This window comes from Chryseobacterium sp. Chry.R1, from assembly GCF_039645525.1.
Lineage (GTDB): Bacteria > Bacteroidota > Bacteroidia > Flavobacteriales > Weeksellaceae > Chryseobacterium > Chryseobacterium proteolyticum.
The window spans coordinates 1,384,642-1,401,765 of sequence record NZ_CP151793.1 but is presented as its reverse complement, the minus strand read 5'-3'; the positions used below and the strand labels follow the sequence as shown (position 1 = coordinate 1,401,765).

Sequence of the window (17,124 nt, the reverse complement as noted above, 5' to 3'; positions counted from 1 at the left end):
ACAATGACCCTTCCTGAAGTACAAAATACAATTTCCGAAAAGAAAATCTGTATTTTAATTCCCACCTACAACAATGAAAGAACACTGGCAAGAGTTATTGATGGTGTTTTAGAATATACTTCAAACATTATTGTGGTCAATGACGGATCCACGGATTCCACAGCTCAGATACTGAACGGCTATCCGCAAATTACAGTCATTACACTTCAGGAAAATAAAGGTAAAGGAAACGGTTTAAGAACAGGTTTCAGGAAAGCAAAAGAATCAGGATTTCATTATGCTATAACAATAGATTCTGATGGCCAGCACTACCCGGATGACATTCCGGTTTTTACAGAAGCCCTTATCAAAGAAAAAGAAGATGTTTTGCTCATCGGTAACCGAAATATGTCTCAAGACGGAATTCCTAAGAAAAGCAGCTTTGGAAACAGGTTTTCTAATTTCTGGTTTTGGTTTGAAACTGGTATTAAATTAGAAGATACCCAATCTGGCTACCGTCTGTATCCATTACTAAAGATCCCCAAGAAATATTTTACCCCAAAATTTGAGTTTGAGATTGAAGTTATTGTAAGATCTGCATGGCGGCATATTCCTGTAAAGAATGTTCCTGTTAAGGTTCTATATGACCCTGCAGAAAGGGTTTCTCATTTCAGGCCATTTAAAGATTTTACCCGGATAAGTATCCTGAATACTATTCTTGTTACGATTACCCTTTTCTACATTATCCCAAGAAATTTTATTAATAATTTCCGTAAGAAAAGTTTCAAAAAGTTCATTAAAGAAGATGTGCTTGAAAGTGATGGCAGTAACAGAACGAAAGCTTTTTCTGTTGCATTAGGTGTATTTATCGGGCTGTCACCTTTTTGGGGGTTTCAGACACTGCTTGTTATTTCCTTATCAGTATTATTTAAATTAAATAAGGTGCTGGCTTTTGTCGCATCCAATATAAGCTTACCTCCCTTTATTCCTTTTATCATTGCAATCTCTTTATTTATCGGTGCTTCTTTCGTACATGGTGAAAGCAATGTTTTTAACCAGGAATTAAATTTCGATCTGGTAAAGAATAACCTCCTTCAATATGTTATCGGGAGTATGATCCTTGCAAGCACAGCATCTGCTATTTCAGGTGCTGCAGTCTATCTTTTTCTTAATAAAGTAAATCCTGAATAATTTATTTAAATACAACCCCTGAAAATAACAAAAGGGTTAATATAACAGTAATAAATATCGAAACGATAACCAACACCATTTGAGCTGTTGCATAGGTCCTGGCTTTCTCGTCCTCTTTTATTTCAAAGGAAAAATTAATTTTATGGGGACTTTTGATAATCCACCAGATAAACAACAACAGGATCAGGTTAAGAATGATGGGAAAAAATAAAAACATTTTGCTGCCAAATCCATCTGTATTTTTTCCATATCCGTGGATAGGAATAATCTCGGGAATGGAATCATATACACTTACTAAATAACAAGTGTAGCACACAATAATAATAAAAGGAATACTAAATAAGATTTTAATCTTCTTCGAAATCATTGAACCGTTTTTACTTATTCTCAAAATAATGTAATATTATTTTGATCCTGCAATATAGTATTTTAAATAAAAAACTGCATAGCCTTTCGACTTTGCAGTTTGAAGTTATTAATTGATTGTAGTACTATTTTATAGTTACTTTCTGCGAATATAATTTGCCATTCTTATCTAATAACACGAGAATATAAATACCTGTGTTCAGCTGTTTAATCGATATTGCATTTCTTTCAACTTTTGTCTGCAAAGCTATTCTACCGCTTGCATCAAATAATCTGGCCTCCACCGGAACGAAATCGGCGTTGGATTTGAAATTTAAATGGTCCGCACTCGGATTAGGATAAACTGTCAGCAGTTCTTGTGTATTTTGCACTTCCTTCACATCCAGATGTGTTCCTTCCACAACATGCAATGTTGTATCCGGGGTAACATTACTAATGACATCTACCAATCCGGAAGGCCATTTTACGACCACTTTTCCGATCGTTGTTGCTTGCCCGATTCCAAAATGAACATTAAGAGTATTCATATTCATGAAACCTACCCCACTTTGCACATCCCGAATCTGCTTACCCCATTCTCCGTAAATCTCAACTCTTGCTCCGATTCCATTTCTGTTACTCTGGGTTCCCCTCAATGTCACTTTTAACCAGTGATTAGAATTTCCGTCATTAATCATGATCGTTTGTCCACTTTGAATGTCCAGGAAGCCATCGTTATTCAGATCACCTATTGGACGCTTGTTAAAGTCAAGACTATAAGGATTAAGGTTAGGAGTGAATTGGAAATTTCCATTGCCAAACATAATTGTATTTCCAGCTCCCAATACATCGAGGAATCCGTCATTATCAAAATCATAGGCCACATATTCCCTGCTTAGATTGCTTATAATATCATATCCGGAGCCTGCAGATACATCAGTAAAGGTGCCGTTACCATTATTTTTCATGACTCTGCTCAACCCGTTTGAGGTAGAATTTATCCCAATGACAGCATCCATCCAGCCGTCGTTATTAAAATCCCCCCATGCAGAGGACCATGTCTGTGTAGGATTCGCCATATTAGCTGCCACTGCCACATTCGTAAACGTTCCATCACCATTGTTCCGGTGCAGCTCATCTACGTTTCCTCCTGGCCCTGAACCTCCACCACTGCATTTTGCAATATAAAGATCCATATCTCCGTCATTATCATAATCAATCCAGATAGAACCATAATTACCTCCGGAAGGAAAATCTCCCAACCCTCCCTGGTTATGGTTCATATTAGTGCCATCATTCAAATAGAACCGGTTCGGCGCATTATCATCACATACAAAAGCATCCAGCTTTCCATCTTTATTAATATCAATAAAATTAGTACGCTGTGTCAGGAATGTTTGGGGTTTTCTGTCAGAAGTGTACCCTGTTCCATCTGCATTGGCCTTTAAAAAGCAAATGCCATTTCCCGAACCATATATCAGATCATTAAATCCGTTATTGTCATAGTCTCCAGCTGCTATGCTCCAGCTAGGGGTAACTGTGGTGTTGGGAACGTTATAGGTAACCGGATTAAAAGTTCCTCCAGGCTGCTGGTAGGAGATTGCAATCTGGGTATTACTCAAAACGGATACAATATCATCCAGATAATCCCCGTTCATATCTACTACACAATTATTATAAGTACCATAAACATTACCGGACTGTGGGGTAAAAGAAACCCTGTTGACAAGCGGAGCCGTTTCAGATACCGTGAAATTGAATCCTGAACTGGACCACTTATTATCAAAAACAATATAATATGTTGTGCCTGCCTGTGCTGTAAATGTTACCTGAGAAGCGTTTCCTAAAAAATCATCATTCGCCGTTACACAGGTCAATGCTCCGCAGGTGCCTTTAAATATAATCTCCCGGGTATCAACATTTTGTCCTGTAATGACTGTTGAGACGGTAACACTCCTATCCTGGGTCGCGGTATATTTGTACCATAATCCGGCCGTACCAGGCAGTCCGATGTTACATGCCGTAGTAGCTGCAGTTCCGGTAATTACAGGTGCTGTATTTGTTCCCAGCACCACATTCAATGCAGAAGCACACGTTAATTGTGCAATTCCCCAGGTTATATTGAATAACAAAATAAAAAGGGATAAATTTTTTCTCATGTTTTCTTCAGGTTGTTTAGTTTTTAGGGACAGTTTTGGTTCAAAGAATTGATCCATTGATTTAAGAGGGCGACCCCTTCATCATGCACAATCGTCCTCCCCAGCAAAGGCATTCTCTTACTTTCATCTACAGAAGAAAGTCTGAAGCTCATCACTGATTTGTTATGATTTCCAGGTGTTATAATTCTCTCCAATGAAGCATCTATCGGTTCATCTGCCAGTACACAAACTCCCATATTGGTAAGGTTTGTAGTCTGGTTAAAGCTCAATCGGATAGCCCGATAATCACAACGTGCATTCTGCTGATGGCAGTGAGCACAATTAATATCCAGATAGGATCGTAACCGGATATCCACAGGCTTACTCGTATCTTTATAATTCACTGTAGAAACGATGTTTGCAGGATAGCTGACCAGATAACCCTCGTCAACCAGTTTTTGCAATTGATTTTTAATTCCTCCAGGGTAATTGTATGTTGTATTTAAATTCTGGGGCTTTACCCCGATAGGGACAGGCTTATTGTCTAATTTATGACATGCATAGCATTCCGATTCCGATGGAATTCTGTAGTCAATATTCAGAATTTCATTATTTTCTTTTTTAAATGTAATATTTTTGGAGCTTCCGCTGGTAAAATCGTTTCCGGATACGAGGTTGGCTTCTGTCTGGCCATCATTCCATAAATATTCGGCAAATATCCATCCACTGGATTTTCTTATCATTAATCTCGTTTCCAGAATTTTCGTTGTATTACCGGGCTGTATGGTATTGTAATAAAAACTTTTTATCAATACAGTGCCAACAGGAAAGTCCAATGTTTTGCTATCACCATCAAAAGTAGCTTTTGTACCTTCCGGCATCCAGATAAATCTTTTCTTTAAAGCATAATCTGTAAAAAGCGAACTGGCAGGTTCATAAGGTATTACTTTGGGTGCCGGAACCAGGTTCTTCAATTCGCCAGTGAAAAAAGAATAAGTAGATAATTTTGCATAGGGAACAGCATTAATATCGAAATTAACACGGGGATTTTCAATGCCTATTCCTTCAATTCTCTCATCTTTACAGGAGTACACAATAAAAAAGGACAAAAGAAATAAAAAATAGATTTTCTTCATTCATTTATTAATTTTAAACAAACGAATATAATTAATAAATTCAAATGTTTTAAAATATTTTTCACTTAAAAGTAATTTTTAATTAAAATAATAAAACAAATTGCCCTAAATAAAACAAATTACTCAATAAAATAACTGAAAATACAAGCAATCCCACAAACACATATATTTTTATACCCAATAAAAATCAGATAAAATATGATCACTAAATATTCAATAGTATTAAAGGGAATGGGAAAGTTTTAGATAGAACAGCCTTAATTCAGTTTTCTCTTGCATTTTCTCAGGTATTTTGCAACTTTTCTTTTGTCCGGGACAGTAGTGATTTCTTTCGTCAGAGCTTTTTCGAAAGCTGCCTTTGCCTTATAAAAGTCTTTCTTACTGAGATAGTACTTCCCCGCCTGGTAATAAACAAGCCAGAAATCTGGGTTTAAGGATTGATAATGCCGGATCCAATCTTCTGACAGCACTTCTCCCTTACCTTCTGAAGCATCATCTATCTGGTTATGAAGCTTTTTGTATTCTTCATAATTTTTAAATTCCCGGGAGTCTAAGAAAGGATCTTTAGATATATTGAGGCTGGAAACAGCAAATTCTCCGGATTTCAAACGATCTGCGGAAAATATCCTGTTTAAATCATAACAAACAAATTCGCCCAACTGATAAGGATTAGAAGAAACCCAGACTAATTTCTTCTGAGGTGAAAATATGACGGCATGATGAGCCAGCAGCTGGTTAAGGGCTTTTTCATTTCCATATCCTATTTTTTCACCTTTTAAACCTGATCTGTCCCTGAGAATCGAAGCCATTTTTTCCGGATTTAATTTTTTGTTCTCCTGAAGAAGCTCCTGAAGTTTTTCATATCGATATCCCGAATGGCTTTCCAGAATATGTTTCCTGTTTTTCTTATCATCTTTATAAGACTCGGATTGAAAATGATTGGTACAAACAATACGACTTGAATTCTGAACCCGGTAAACTCCAAAGTTGTTGGGAGAAACTTCAATTATCACTGCATCTTTATCATTGGCGCTTCCTACCAATATAGATTCTGAAACGAAAACCTTTCTTTTTTTAGCAATAGCAATGGCTTCGTCAATATTTTTAGCATACTGCAAAATCTCCCTGGTTACAAGAGATATTGGGGTTTTTGCGGTTAATGGGATTTTGGATTTCCCTGCGTTGATCGTCACCGTGATTCCTTCTTTATTCATTCCGGAAACCACCCCGATCATTCCGGGCCAGCTGACAGACATATAGGAAATACCTTCTTCAGGTTCTATAAATTCTACAAGCTTATTTTTTGCAAAATCGTCTCCAACATAAAAATCAAAATTTCTACCAATCAGCAGGTCTCCATCTTCCGTATTATCATTCCAAACTGCCAGGGAGCTGCATCCCACCAAAGCAAGATCCTGCATGGCGTGGCCAATATCATGAGCTCCATGAAGATATAGGCTTCTTAAATACCTTGGAGCAATAAAGTTGTACTGATCAGAGGAGTAACGGGACAATCCGTATAGTTCGGCCTGATAATCTTCCCTTACATTCAGGTACATCTTCCTGTTATACCATTTTAGAAATCCTCGTAGTAATTTTTGCTTAAAATTGGATGGTACAAATCCTTCTACCTTAGAGAAAAAAATGGCTTCCTGCTTCTGCATCAGGTCTTTCGTCAATGCTCCATTATTGTATCCCAACTGTAAAGGATTTCCCTTGATATATAATTCCCAAAGCTGCTGCCGGTTCTTCGTTAAATAATTCTGATTAAAACTAAAGGTAGAATCGTTAATCCTTTCAACTTTGGGAACTTCCAAAGCATATTGTTTTACTTCAGGAAGATGATGTATGGATTTTTGGATACCACATGAGACGAGCGTAATAGTGCATAAGAGCGAGCATACTATCTTACAGATATCAACAATACGTAAGATAGAAAAGGAAGATTGAAAACCCTCATTCCACTTTCTATCATCCCGAATTGAAAACCTGAAATTAACTCTCTTTGTCACTCTTTGTATCCATTTTTTTCAAACGATCATCAATAAGTTCTTTCCCTACAATCTCGGCACAGGTATTAAAAGCACCTATGGTCACGCCTAAAATACCATGCATATTAACAGTCTGTCCGGTTAAAAAGAGATTATCAATTTTAGTCCTTGGTGAAACCATTGTTTTCAATGGGGTTTCAGAACTTTTTATATATCCGTACATATTTCCTTCAAAACTTCCTATATAATCACGATAAGAAAGCGGTGAAGAGGTGTATATATGTTTAATCGATTGTCTGAGATCTGGAATTTTCTTTTCCAGCGCATCAATCATCCTGTTGGCTTTTTCCTGCTTGAACTTTTCATATTCTTTCCCTCTTTCATGCTCATCCGTTACTGTATTGACTGTTTTCTCCCATTTTTTCACCTCATCAAAATCCATATAAGTAATTGCTGTCATACTTTCTGCAAATTCAGGATGATGCTTCGATGGAGTAGAGCTTAGCATATACGTCTCAGGCCAGGTTTCATTCTTATACTGATAAGCATTCCAAACCTGTTCAATGCAAGAATAATGGTAGATGTTGTGATTAAAATAGGGTATATTTCCCGGCTTCAGAACAATATAGACACTGAAGCAGGAAGAAATAGGCTCCCAGCTTAAAACCCTGTTATGAAAAGATTTTCTTAGTCTTTTCTCATTGATCAGCTTTAGAGTAGAACGGATTTCCATGTTGGAAATAAACTTTTTAGCAGCATATTCCTTTCCTCTTTTAGTCCTTACGGCTACCAAAACATCCTCATTAAAGATCATTTCAGAGACTTCAGAATGCTTGTGAACATCTGCACCATATTCACGTAGTTTGCGGATGAGCAACTTGGAGATCTGGCTTCCTCCTTTCACACATTTATAAGCACTCTGAATACAGGAATTAACGGTAAGTGCATGCACATAAAACGGGGTCTTTTCAGAATCTCCGCCATACAGAAAATTAGACCCTAATAATATGGCCTGCAGCTTCTTATTAGAAGTAATTGATTCTATGAATCTCCGGGTATTGAGGTGAAGGATTTCCTCATTGTAATGGTCTTTTCCAACCACATTATATCTGGGGAAATGATTACAGACGTATTGTACTCCCTCACAGTATCTTTCAAGATTTTCTTTTTCATGAGGAAAGAAACGGGATAATTGAAAAACAAAGTTCTCATAACCCTGCGCATGAGGATATTCTGTATCATCTCCGTCAAAAGTTATTTTATCAAATCCGTTTAGATCCATTTGATGGATTTCCAGATCATCCATAATTTCCAGATAGGAAAAAAAACGGTTCAGGTTCTGGCCTTTTGAAAGCCCTCCAAGATAATGAACACCGGTATCGAAAATAAGTTTATTACGGGAAAAGGTCTGTAGATTACCTCCGTACTGATTGTTTTTCTCCAATACACATACCTTAAGACCTTCTTTCGCTAAAATCAAAGCCGAAACAAGACCTCCTAAACCGCTGCCGATTACAAGTATGTCATATTCTTTTTTCAAAAGTAGCGCCTCATTTCTTTAAAGCTAAGAAATTCAGAAGTTAAATTATTAAGCGGACGAGTATTTATTTTTGCTTCTTCCTTACATTAAGATTATGCAAGGACAAAAACAAATACAGTAAGCTTCATTGATCTAAACTTCTAAAGAAATCTTAGCAGTTGGAGTTATTGTTAGTTTTTATGCCTTAAAAGTATAGAAAATTAATTAATATCATCCCAGAAATCAAAATAATTGAACCATTGCAGCGGATATTTTTTAATCATATTCTCCAGATTCTCGACATAAGAGTTTAATAACCCCTGAGCATCCCGTTTTTTTACGTGTGCAACCCTTGCATATAAATGGTAGTGGAGATTCTTTTCTTTCATAACATAAACGTACACCACAGGCACTCCTAACCTGGAGGCAATAAGAAACGGGCCTGCCGGAAACTTGGCACTTTTCCCCAGCAATTCGGTTTCCAGGAATTTAGAGCCTTCAAAGTAGCGATCTCCTGTAAAGCAAATCAACTCATTTTTAGATAAGGCGGTATTGATATCGAAAATATGGGACATATCATCTTTAACGTAAATAAATTTGATATTGCTTTTTTTAACAGCAATACTGTCCATATATTCTTTAATGGCTGTAACCTCCTGATCCGTAGTCACTAAATTAATCTGGCAATCGAAATCAATATCTCCAAAAAAATGTTCTGCGATTTCAAAATTTCCGATATGAGCACTGATAAGTACGCCGCCTTTTTTTTCATTAAGAAGGTCCTTAAGATTCTGGATCCCATCAAATTCATAGGTAAACCGATCCCTTAAGCCAACCGATATGGCTGTCTTATCGATAAGAACCTTTCCAAAAGTAAAGTAACTTTTAAATACAGAGATTTTTGACTTCCAGAAATTATACTTTAATCTTTTGTTGAAGTAATAAAAAATATACTGATTACTCTTTCTTAGAAACAGAAAGTAATAGGTTGCTACAAAATAAAGCACAAAATATGAACTTCTGATGCCGATATTTCTAATACAGTAAACAAATATCTTATATCCTGATATTGTTCCTTTAGACTTACCTTTCCACTTGTTCATTTTTGATCTGCCTGATTTTTATAATAAAAAATAAAGTTCAGTCGATAGTTATGCGTTTTTGTTAGCTATTTTGTTTTCAATAGTGTTGTAGAAGTCATCAAATGTGACCATCTTTTTAAAATCGGCTTCGCCTAACTTCACTCCGAAGTTAGCCTCAATAATGACAACCATGTCAATATAATCTAAACTGTCTAAACCTAAAGTTGTTTTAAGGTTAGCGTCTTTGTTTATCTCATCGCCATCTACCTCAAATTCATTTACTAAAAAATCATTAACGATAGCAACAATTTTTTCTCTTTCCATCTTTTTTAATCAAATTTTTTTACAATTAATGCCGAATTGGTTCCCCCAAACCCAAAAGAATTCGACAAAAATACGTCAATTTTTTGATTTTTTGTTTTAGATACCAAATTTATCCTTTTTGCCTCTTCATCGGGATTTTCAAGATTGATGTTCGGAGCTACAAAACCATTCTCCATCATCAGCATCGAGTAAATCACTTCGCTGGCTCCCGCCATCCAGCATTCATGTCCTGTCATTGATTTTGTAGAGCTTACCGGAACTTCGCTGCCAAAAATCTCGTAGATCGCACGTGCTTCATTAGCATCTCCTATCGGAGTAGATGTAGCGTGTGCATTGATGTAGTCTATATCTTTAGCACTTAATCCGGATTGTTTTAGAGCTCTGTCCATTGCTAAAGCAGGACCATCTACATTAGGAGTAGAAATATGTCCCCCGTTTGAAGAAAAACCATATCCTATAATCTCTCCTAAAACAGGAACTCCCCTCCTTTGGGCAGATTCAAGGCTTTCGACGATTAAGGTCGCCGCTCCCCCACTCGGGATCAATCCGTCACGTGCAGAATCGAAAGGTCTTGATGCCTTTTCAGGTTCATCTTCCTTTACAGAGAAAACACCCAGCCCATCAAAACTGGCCATTGAGTATTTATTGGTCTCCTGAGCTCCGCCGCAAACAATCATGTCTTGCAGACCGCTTTTGATCATCAGATAAGCAAGCCCCAGAGAATGTGATCCGCTTGCACAAGCCGCGCTGATGGTAAGGTTAATTCCTTTTAGTTTAAAAATCGTGGATAGGTTCATGGTCACCGTAGAGTTCATAGACTTGAAAATGGCACCTGATCCCATCAATGTAGTATCCTTCTTTTCCCTGGCAATATCAATCGCTTCCACTACAGCCTGAGATACGCTATCGTTCCCATACAAAATACCTACTTCATGATCTTCAAGAAAACTGTCGCTGACCTGAGCCTGTTTTAAGGCGTCTACTGTAGCAAGATAAGCATATTCACTTTCTTCTCCCATGCTTATACGCTGTCTTCTGTTCAGAAGAACTTTAAGGTCCGGTTTAGGAACTTGTCCTGTTAACCCTGATCTGTATCCGAATTCCTTTCTTTCCTTTTCCAGAACGATCCCTGATTTGCCTTGATATAGGGACTCTTTCACCTCTTCTAAAGAAGTTCCGATGCAAGAATAAATTCCCATTCCGGTAATCACAACCCTATTTTCCATCTTTCTTATGCTATTGATTATGAATAAATACCACCATTAATATTAATCACTTCTCCTGTAATATAGGAGGATTTTCGTGAAGCCAGAAATGCAACCAGATCAGCCACTTCTTCAGCCTCCCCAAATCTGTTTGCAGGAATCATTGCCTTTAATTCATCTTCATTAAACTCCTGTGTCATATCTGTTCTTATAAATCCCGGAGCTACTGCATTTACCGTGATATTTCTTTTGGCAACCTCCTGCGCAAGTGCTTTTGTTGCACCCACTAAGGCTCCTTTTGCAGCGGAATAATTGGTTTGTCCGGCAGTTCCTTTAACACCGGAAACTGAAACCATATTTATAATCCTGCCATATTTGTTACGCAACAATTTCTGAATGAAAAAATTCGTAACATTGAAAAAACCATTTAAACTGGTATTAATTACACTATTCCAGTCTTCGTTCTTCATCCACATAAACAGACCGTCTCTGGTAATCCCTGCATTATTTACGATCACTTCAACCAATGCATCGGCATTACTTTCCTGCCAATCCCCTAAAACCTTAAGGGTTTCTTCGGCATTTCCCACATCAAACTTAAGAATTTCTCCAGTGGCTCCAAGTTCTTCAACTTTTGCCAATGTTTCCTTTGCTGCCTCTTCATTAGAAGTATAGTTGATCAGTATATGATAATTTTTCTCCTCAGCCAGTTTTATACAGATTGCCCTTCCTATACCTCTGGAACCACCTGTTACAATTGCACATTTCATCTCTTAGAATTAGTTTTAATTTTGAAAAAGTTCTGCATTATAAAACCATTTATTTCCCACCAGGGATCCTGTTTTATCAATAAAACCCCATTTTCCGGATTTCTTCACTCTGGAAACGCCGTCATTAAAACCTTTATTTTTTTCATTGAACCCAAAGCTTACTGAAATATCATAATCCATCGGAATAACAAGCTTACCGGAAGTATCAATGAATCCCCAATTCTTTCCCTTTACTGGAGCCAGGTTATCATTGCTAAAAACTTCAGCATCATTATATGCAGGTTCTACTACAAAGTTTCCTTTCATATCAATATATCCCCATTTTCCTCCTGAATATGCAGGAGCTAAATTTTGATTAAATGCCCTCGCCTTATCAAACTTAGGCTCTATCACCCATTTTCCTGCTTTGTCCACAAATCCTATTTTTCCGTTTCTGCGGGCGTAGGTAATGGGCTGGTTTCCAAAATCCCATATCTTATCCGCACCTTCAGCGATGGAAAAAGTACTTCCATCAATAATACCATAAGCTTTTCCTTTCTGCGCCCAGGTTGCTTCGTTCTTATATTCTCCTATATCGTTATATTCCACAGGAACAATCACTTTTCCGGCTGTATCAATAATTCCCCATAATCCGTTCTGAGAAATCCTCGCATAACCATTTTGAAAGGGTTTGATAACATCATATTCTGCGGGTATTACAACCTTTCCGCCCGTATCAAATGCTCCGATTTTATTTGAAACTTTCATTAAGGCAAGTCCATTGTTAAAATCGTATAATTTATCCGAATACGGCATGTTTAGCTTTTCTCCATTCTCATTGATATAGAACCAAATTCCGTCACGTTCCACAGCACAAAGTCCATCATTGAAATCCCTCGCCTTCGTGAAGGAAGGTTCGATAGCCATTTTACCATCTTTCCCTACAAACCCCCACATATCTTTGATTTTCACAGCTGCTAATCCGTCAGAGAAACTTCTTGCTGTTTCATATGCAGGTTCAATAACGTAATTTCCGGATTTGTCAATATATCCTATTTTCGCCTTTTCTTTTACCAATGCAAGCTGCTGAGCAAATATACTTTGCCCCAATACGATAAGAGAAAGAATCAGCACTTTTTTCATCCTTTGTTGTTTTTTAAATATTGTTTCACTTCTTCCAGATAAGGATACATCACCATATCGTCAGAAAATGCCGGGATGATTTTTCTGATATCATCATATAAGCTTTTTGTTGAAGAAGACACTTTATCCTGGAAACCAAGATATTCGATTGCCTGAACAACTGTGATCGCTTCTATACTTAACACCTCAAAAGCATTTTCTATTACTTTTCTGCAAATAACCGCTGCATTCGTTCCCATACTTACAATATCCTGGTTATCATTATTGTTAGGAATACTGTGGACATACATAGAATTCGACAGCATCTGGCTTTCAGCAGTAGTAGAGGTAGCTGTAAACTGAACACCCTGCATTCCGAAGTTAAATCCTAATTTTCCTAAATTAACAAAAGGAGGTAAAATTTCATTGATCTTGGAGTTCAAAAGATAGTTCAATTGTCTTTCTGCAAGCATTGTTAATTTAGTTACGACCAGCTTTAGTTTATCCATCTCCAGCGAAATGTAATCACCATGGAAGTTTCCACCATGATATACATGTTTATCATCAACGTTAATGATTGGATTATCATTTGCGGAATTGATCTCATTCTCAAGGACTTTCTCTGTGTATTCCAAAGTATCCAGTACAGGTCCCAAAATCTGAGGAACACATCTTAATGAATAATATTCCTGAACCTTTTCTTTAAATACTTTTTCCTGCTCTTCGAAGTGGGTATACAAATGATCTTCTCTTTTTCTGATCAGTTTACTGTCAGATAAATGGGCTCTCATTTTTTCAGCAATTTTCTGCTGTCCATAATGTCTTTTGGTTCCGTTTAAAACCTCTGAGAAATGATCATCATAAGCCTGAACAATCTCATTAATCGCGCAGGAAAGCTTTATGGATATTTCAGTAAGCCGGTTCGCTTTATAAGCATTTACAGCTCCGATACCAGACATTACAGAAGTTCCGTTCATTAAAGCTAATCCTTCCCTGATCTCAACTTTTATCGGCTCTAATCCTTCCGTTTCAAAAACTTTTTTTGTTGGTTGCCTATCTCCTTTATAAAATACTTCCCCTTCACCAATCAGAACCAATGCCAAATGGGCAAGCTGGACCAAATCCCCACTTGCTCCCACTCCTCCATGTTCAAAAACAAGAGGGATAATATCTCTGTTTATCAATTCTTTAAGTAAATAAACAACAGAACTATGAACACCGGAATTTCCCAAAGACAGAGTATTAAGTCTCGCCAACATACAAGCCTTAACTTCGGCTGCAGGAAGAGGATTCCCAATTCCTGAAGAATGGCTTCTGATCAGGTTATACTGAAGCTGATGGGTGTCTTCATCACTGATTTTAAATTGAGCCATTGGCCCAAAACCTGTGTTTACACCATATATTACTTTATTTTTTGAAAATTCTTTTAAAAACTGAAAGCTTTCTTCCACCCTTATTAAAAGTGTATCATCCAGTTCTATTTTCTCATTTTCAATAATAATTTTTTGAAAATCCCTCAGTTCTAAAAAGTTGTCTATTTTCATTAATCAGAAGTAATAGTAGATAATTTTATAAAATATTAATTAATTGTCACTAATTTTGCGGCAAAGATAGAAGTTATTATTAAAATAAAAAATCAAAGATGGGTAAAGAGTTTGTAGACGTTCTTGTAATCGGTGCCGGACCTTCAGGATGTGTATCTTCCTCATACTTAAAGAAGAACAACATCAATGTAAAGGTTATTGAGAAAGCCAGATTCCCAAGATTGGTCGTTGGCGAAAGCCTAATTCCCAGAGTAATGGATCACTTTGATGAAGCCGGACTTTTCCCTGCCCTGGACAAAATGAACTTTGAAAAAAAACTAGGAGCCCGCTTCCTGAGAGGTGATGAAGTCTGCCTGTTTGATTTCAGTGACAAATTCGGAGAAGGTTGGGACTGGACCTGGCAGGTTCCCAGAGCTGATTTTGATAATACACTTGCCAACGAAGTCATCAATAAAGGAATTGACCTTGAATTTGAAACAGAAGTAATCGACATTAGGTTTGAAGGAACCGATTCTGTGACCACCGTAAAAAGTAAGAATGGCGAGACGAAAGAGATCCATGCAAAATTCGTTATTGACTCCAGTGGTTATGGAAGGGTGTTGCCTCGTTTACTTGATCTGGAAAAACCTTCAAAACTATCTCCTCACTCCGCTATTTTTTCGCATGTTGAAGATATCAATAGAGAAACGGGAACGGAAGGAACATTAATCTCTTTCGATATCATTGAAACTGAAGTATGGCTTTGGGTCATTCCTTTTTCTAATGGAAATACAAGCGTAGGAATTGTAGGTCCTACAGATTATATTGAAAAGCTTGCAGAAAATGGTGACACAACGGAAGCTCTCAGAAAAGCAATTTCACTCTCGGATTATTATGTGAAACGTTTTGGAAACGTAGACTTTATCTTTGAACCTAAAAAACTAGTTGATTACTCTTGCTCTGTAAAAAAACTATACGGTGACGGGTTCGCCCTTACGGGAAATGCATCAGAATTTTTAGATCCTGTTTTTTCATCGGGGATGGCATTTGCTACAGAATCCGGAATGCTGGCGGCCAAACTTGCCATCAGACAATTGAACGGGGAAACTATTGACTGGCAAAAAGAATATGCTGATTACATACTATACGGTGTAGATGTTTTTACCACTTATGTAAAAGAATGGTATACAGGAAACTTACAGGAGCTGTTCTTCCACAGGCCGGAAAACGAAGATGTCAAAAGAAAAATATGTGCAGTCCTGGCGGGTTATGTGTGGAATAAAGACAATCCTTTTGTAAAGAAGCACGATACTGTCATAAAAAATCTTGCTAACCTGATTAAAATAGAAAAACAACAACAAGAATTACAATAAAAAGCGGCCTAGTTTCAGGCCGCTTTTCTATCAGTTTAAAGTACTTTATTTCTTTTATCTATCTCATATCAATAAAAGTAATCGGTTTCCTGCTGTTGGGATTATGTACAACTTTAGATAAAGTCTCAAATTCCACAATTTCAATCTTAGGACTTACCCTTAGCTTAGCCCGGAAGTGGTCCCGTACTTCGCTTACGAAATCTTCAGACTCACTATCCGTACTGATTTTAATAATGATCTCATCCAGCCCGATTTCATTAGATTGAATAACAATCTGATAACATTGTAAATTATTAAAATCATTCAAAATATCATTCATCGCAGGTGGATAAAGTGTTGTCCCTTTATATTTGATCATCTGCTGCTTCCTTCCGATCACAGGTCCAAGACGCATGGTGTTACGCCCGCATTGACAAGGCTCATAATGTGCTTTTACAATATCTCCTGTTTTAAATCGAAGCAATGGTATAGCTTCCACATCCAGAGTAGTAATAGTCAATTCACCACTTTCACCTTCCTGTACAGGATTTTCATTATCATCAAGTATTTCTGTAATGATCAGCTCCGGATGCTGATGTCCCCCCACCTGAAACTCACATTCGGTAAATGCCGTACTCATTTCTGTGGAGGCATATGTAGAAAAAAGTTTAATATTCCATTTCTCCTTGATTTTCTGCGAAAGAATATTATCTGTAAAATCCTGGTTTTTGATACTTTCCCCAATACAAACAGCTCCATAAACGCTGGAATTTTTATAATCAATCCCATTCTTTTCTGCATAATCGATCATTTTTAGGAGAAAAGAAGGAACTGTGATCAGGTATTTAGGCTTATACCTGAAAATAGAATCCCATTGTAATTCCGGAATTCCAGGTCCCATCCTTACAACACTGGCACCCATTTTCCGCAGTCCCAGAAAATAAGCTAAACCTGCCATAAATCTTTTGTCGATAGTAGTAATCATCTGCACTACATCTCCTTTCTGTACTCCCGCACAAGCAAAAGAAATAGCTTCATTATAAGCTAACCTTTCGAGATCTTTATCAGATAGCCCAAAGGTTACCGGATCTCCTAAAGTTCCTGAAGTCGTACTGTAATCTACAATCTCCCCTGGAGGAATACAGAAGAAATCATGGTTATGCTGCTGCAGATCATTTTTGGAGGTGGTAGGAATCTTCCGTAAATCTTCCAAAGATTGAATATCACCACTGCTGATATTATTTTCTTTAAATAATCTCTGGTAAAACGGCGAGTTCTTTTCAAGATAAATTAGAAGTTCCTGAAGTTTTTTTTCCTGAAACTGTTTAATTTCGGGAAGGTTTGATTTTTCGATTGATGGATAGAATTCCAATGATTTTATTTTTATGTAACAAATTTATTAAATAAAATATTGTAGAATGTATTCGGGTACAATGTATTCATGATTTTTAATTGTCGTGTATCCCCG

14 protein-coding genes are annotated in these 17,124 nt (G+C 37.1%); 2 read left to right on the top strand and 12 right to left on the bottom strand.

The annotated features are described in order from the left end of the window. Nucleotides 1-3 precede the first annotated feature (3 nt). Entirely contained in the window at nt 4-1,170 is a 1,167-nt protein-coding gene (locus tag AAEU33_RS06545) for a DUF2062 domain-containing protein (RefSeq protein ID WP_345991547.1), read from the top strand. A 1-nt stretch (nt 1,171) separates the two neighbouring features. On the opposite strand, the gene AAEU33_RS06540 is transcribed toward AAEU33_RS06545, so the two are convergent. The 11 genes from AAEU33_RS06540 to AAEU33_RS06490 all read right to left on the bottom strand — a co-directional run bounded on the left by AAEU33_RS06540 (nt 1,172) and on the right by AAEU33_RS06490 (nt 14,325). Continuing rightward, the gene (locus AAEU33_RS06540; protein ID WP_172281138.1) at nt 1,172-1,537 is read right to left on the bottom strand and encodes a hypothetical protein; all 366 of its coding nucleotides are present in this window, start codon (nt 1,535-1,537) and stop codon (nt 1,172-1,174) included. A gap of 124 nt (nt 1,538-1,661) precedes the next feature. Further along, nucleotides 1,662-3,731, bottom strand: coding sequence for an FG-GAP-like repeat-containing protein (locus tag AAEU33_RS06535; protein WP_345991544.1), 2,070 nt, complete (start codon nt 3,729-3,731; stop codon nt 1,662-1,664). Next, nucleotides 3,698-4,789 carry a hypothetical protein gene (locus AAEU33_RS06530; RefSeq protein WP_345991542.1) on the bottom strand — a complete coding sequence of 364 codons (1,092 nt, stop codon included), beginning with the start codon at nt 4,787-4,789 and terminating at the stop codon, nt 3,698-3,700. The genes AAEU33_RS06535 and AAEU33_RS06530 overlap by 34 nt, the downstream gene beginning before the upstream one ends. Before the next feature lie 257 nt (nt 4,790-5,046). Beyond that, nucleotides 5,047-6,714 (bottom strand): C45 family peptidase, encoded by a 1,668-nt coding sequence (locus AAEU33_RS06525; RefSeq protein ID WP_345992745.1) that lies wholly within the window; start codon nt 6,712-6,714, stop codon nt 5,047-5,049. Between the two features lie 70 nt (nt 6,715-6,784). Continuing rightward, nucleotides 6,785-8,320, bottom strand: coding sequence for an NAD(P)/FAD-dependent oxidoreductase (locus tag AAEU33_RS06520; protein WP_345991540.1), 1,536 nt, complete (start codon nt 8,318-8,320; stop codon nt 6,785-6,787). Between the two features lie 200 nt (nt 8,321-8,520). Then, on the bottom strand, nt 8,521-9,402 hold the full coding sequence (locus tag AAEU33_RS06515) for a lipid A biosynthesis acyltransferase (protein WP_345991538.1): 882 nt from the start codon (nt 9,400-9,402) through the stop codon (nt 8,521-8,523). Nucleotides 9,403-9,450: 48 nt separating this feature from the next. After that, nucleotides 9,451-9,705 (bottom strand): phosphopantetheine-binding protein, encoded by a 255-nt coding sequence (locus tag AAEU33_RS06510; RefSeq protein WP_172281149.1) that lies wholly within the window; start codon nt 9,703-9,705, stop codon nt 9,451-9,453. A gap of 5 nt (nt 9,706-9,710) precedes the next feature. Further along, entirely contained in the window at nt 9,711-10,931 is a 1,221-nt protein-coding gene (locus tag AAEU33_RS06505) for a beta-ketoacyl-[acyl-carrier-protein] synthase family protein (protein WP_345991536.1), read from the bottom strand. A gap of 17 nt (nt 10,932-10,948) precedes the next feature. Further along, nucleotides 10,949-11,680: a 3-oxoacyl-ACP reductase FabG gene (fabG, locus tag AAEU33_RS06500; RefSeq protein WP_273649931.1), complete on the bottom strand. Its 732-nt coding sequence runs from the start codon at nt 11,678-11,680 to the stop codon at nt 10,949-10,951. Nucleotides 11,681-11,695: 15 nt separating this feature from the next. After that, nucleotides 11,696-12,802 carry a WG repeat-containing protein gene (locus AAEU33_RS06495; protein ID WP_345991533.1) on the bottom strand — a complete coding sequence of 369 codons (1,107 nt, stop codon included), beginning with the start codon at nt 12,800-12,802 and terminating at the stop codon, nt 11,696-11,698. After that, complete coding sequence (locus tag AAEU33_RS06490; protein WP_345991531.1) at nt 12,799-14,325, bottom strand: aromatic amino acid ammonia-lyase; 1,527 nt, start codon at nt 14,323-14,325, stop codon at nt 12,799-12,801. Before AAEU33_RS06490 ends, AAEU33_RS06495 begins: the two co-directional genes overlap by 4 nt. Nucleotides 14,326-14,423: 98 nt before the next feature. On the opposite strand from AAEU33_RS06490, the gene AAEU33_RS06485 reads away from it, so the two are divergent. Continuing rightward, nucleotides 14,424-15,677 (top strand): NAD(P)/FAD-dependent oxidoreductase, encoded by a 1,254-nt coding sequence (locus AAEU33_RS06485; RefSeq protein ID WP_345991529.1) that lies wholly within the window; start codon nt 14,424-14,426, stop codon nt 15,675-15,677. A 58-nt stretch (nt 15,678-15,735) separates the two neighbouring features. Here AAEU33_RS06485 and AAEU33_RS06480 read toward each other — a convergent pair whose 3' ends face one another. Continuing rightward, the gene (locus AAEU33_RS06480; RefSeq protein WP_273649938.1) at nt 15,736-17,028 is read right to left on the bottom strand and encodes an AMP-binding protein; all 1,293 of its coding nucleotides are present in this window, start codon (nt 17,026-17,028) and stop codon (nt 15,736-15,738) included. Nucleotides 17,029-17,124: the final 96 nt, after the last annotated feature.

Coding starts and splice junctions, on each gene's coding strand:
- AAEU33_RS06545 (WP_345991547.1), top strand. CDS start 4: ATGACCCTTCCTGAAGTACAAAATACAATTTCCGAAAAGAAAATCTGT.
- AAEU33_RS06540 (WP_172281138.1), bottom strand. CDS start 1,537: ATGATTTCGAAGAAGATTAAAATCTTATTTAGTATTCCTTTTATTATT.
- AAEU33_RS06535 (WP_345991544.1), bottom strand. CDS start 3,731: ATGGATCAATTCTTTGAACCAAAACTGTCCCTAAAAACTAAACAACCT.
- AAEU33_RS06530 (WP_345991542.1), bottom strand. CDS start 4,789: ATGAAGAAAATCTATTTTTTATTTCTTTTGTCCTTTTTTATTGTGTAC.
- AAEU33_RS06515 (WP_345991538.1), bottom strand. CDS start 9,402: ATGAACAAGTGGAAAGGTAAGTCTAAAGGAACAATATCAGGATATAAG.
- AAEU33_RS06510 (WP_172281149.1), bottom strand. CDS start 9,705: ATGGAAAGAGAAAAAATTGTTGCTATCGTTAATGATTTTTTAGTAAAT.
- AAEU33_RS06505 (WP_345991536.1), bottom strand. CDS start 10,931: ATGGAAAATAGGGTTGTGATTACCGGAATGGGAATTTATTCTTGCATC.
- fabG (WP_273649931.1), bottom strand. CDS start 11,680: ATGAAATGTGCAATTGTAACAGGTGGTTCCAGAGGTATAGGAAGGGCA.
- AAEU33_RS06495 (WP_345991533.1), bottom strand. CDS start 12,802: ATGAAAAAAGTGCTGATTCTTTCTCTTATCGTATTGGGGCAAAGTATA.
- AAEU33_RS06490 (WP_345991531.1), bottom strand. CDS start 14,325: ATGAAAATAGACAACTTTTTAGAACTGAGGGATTTTCAAAAAATTATT.
- AAEU33_RS06485 (WP_345991529.1), top strand. CDS start 14,424: ATGGGTAAAGAGTTTGTAGACGTTCTTGTAATCGGTGCCGGACCTTCA.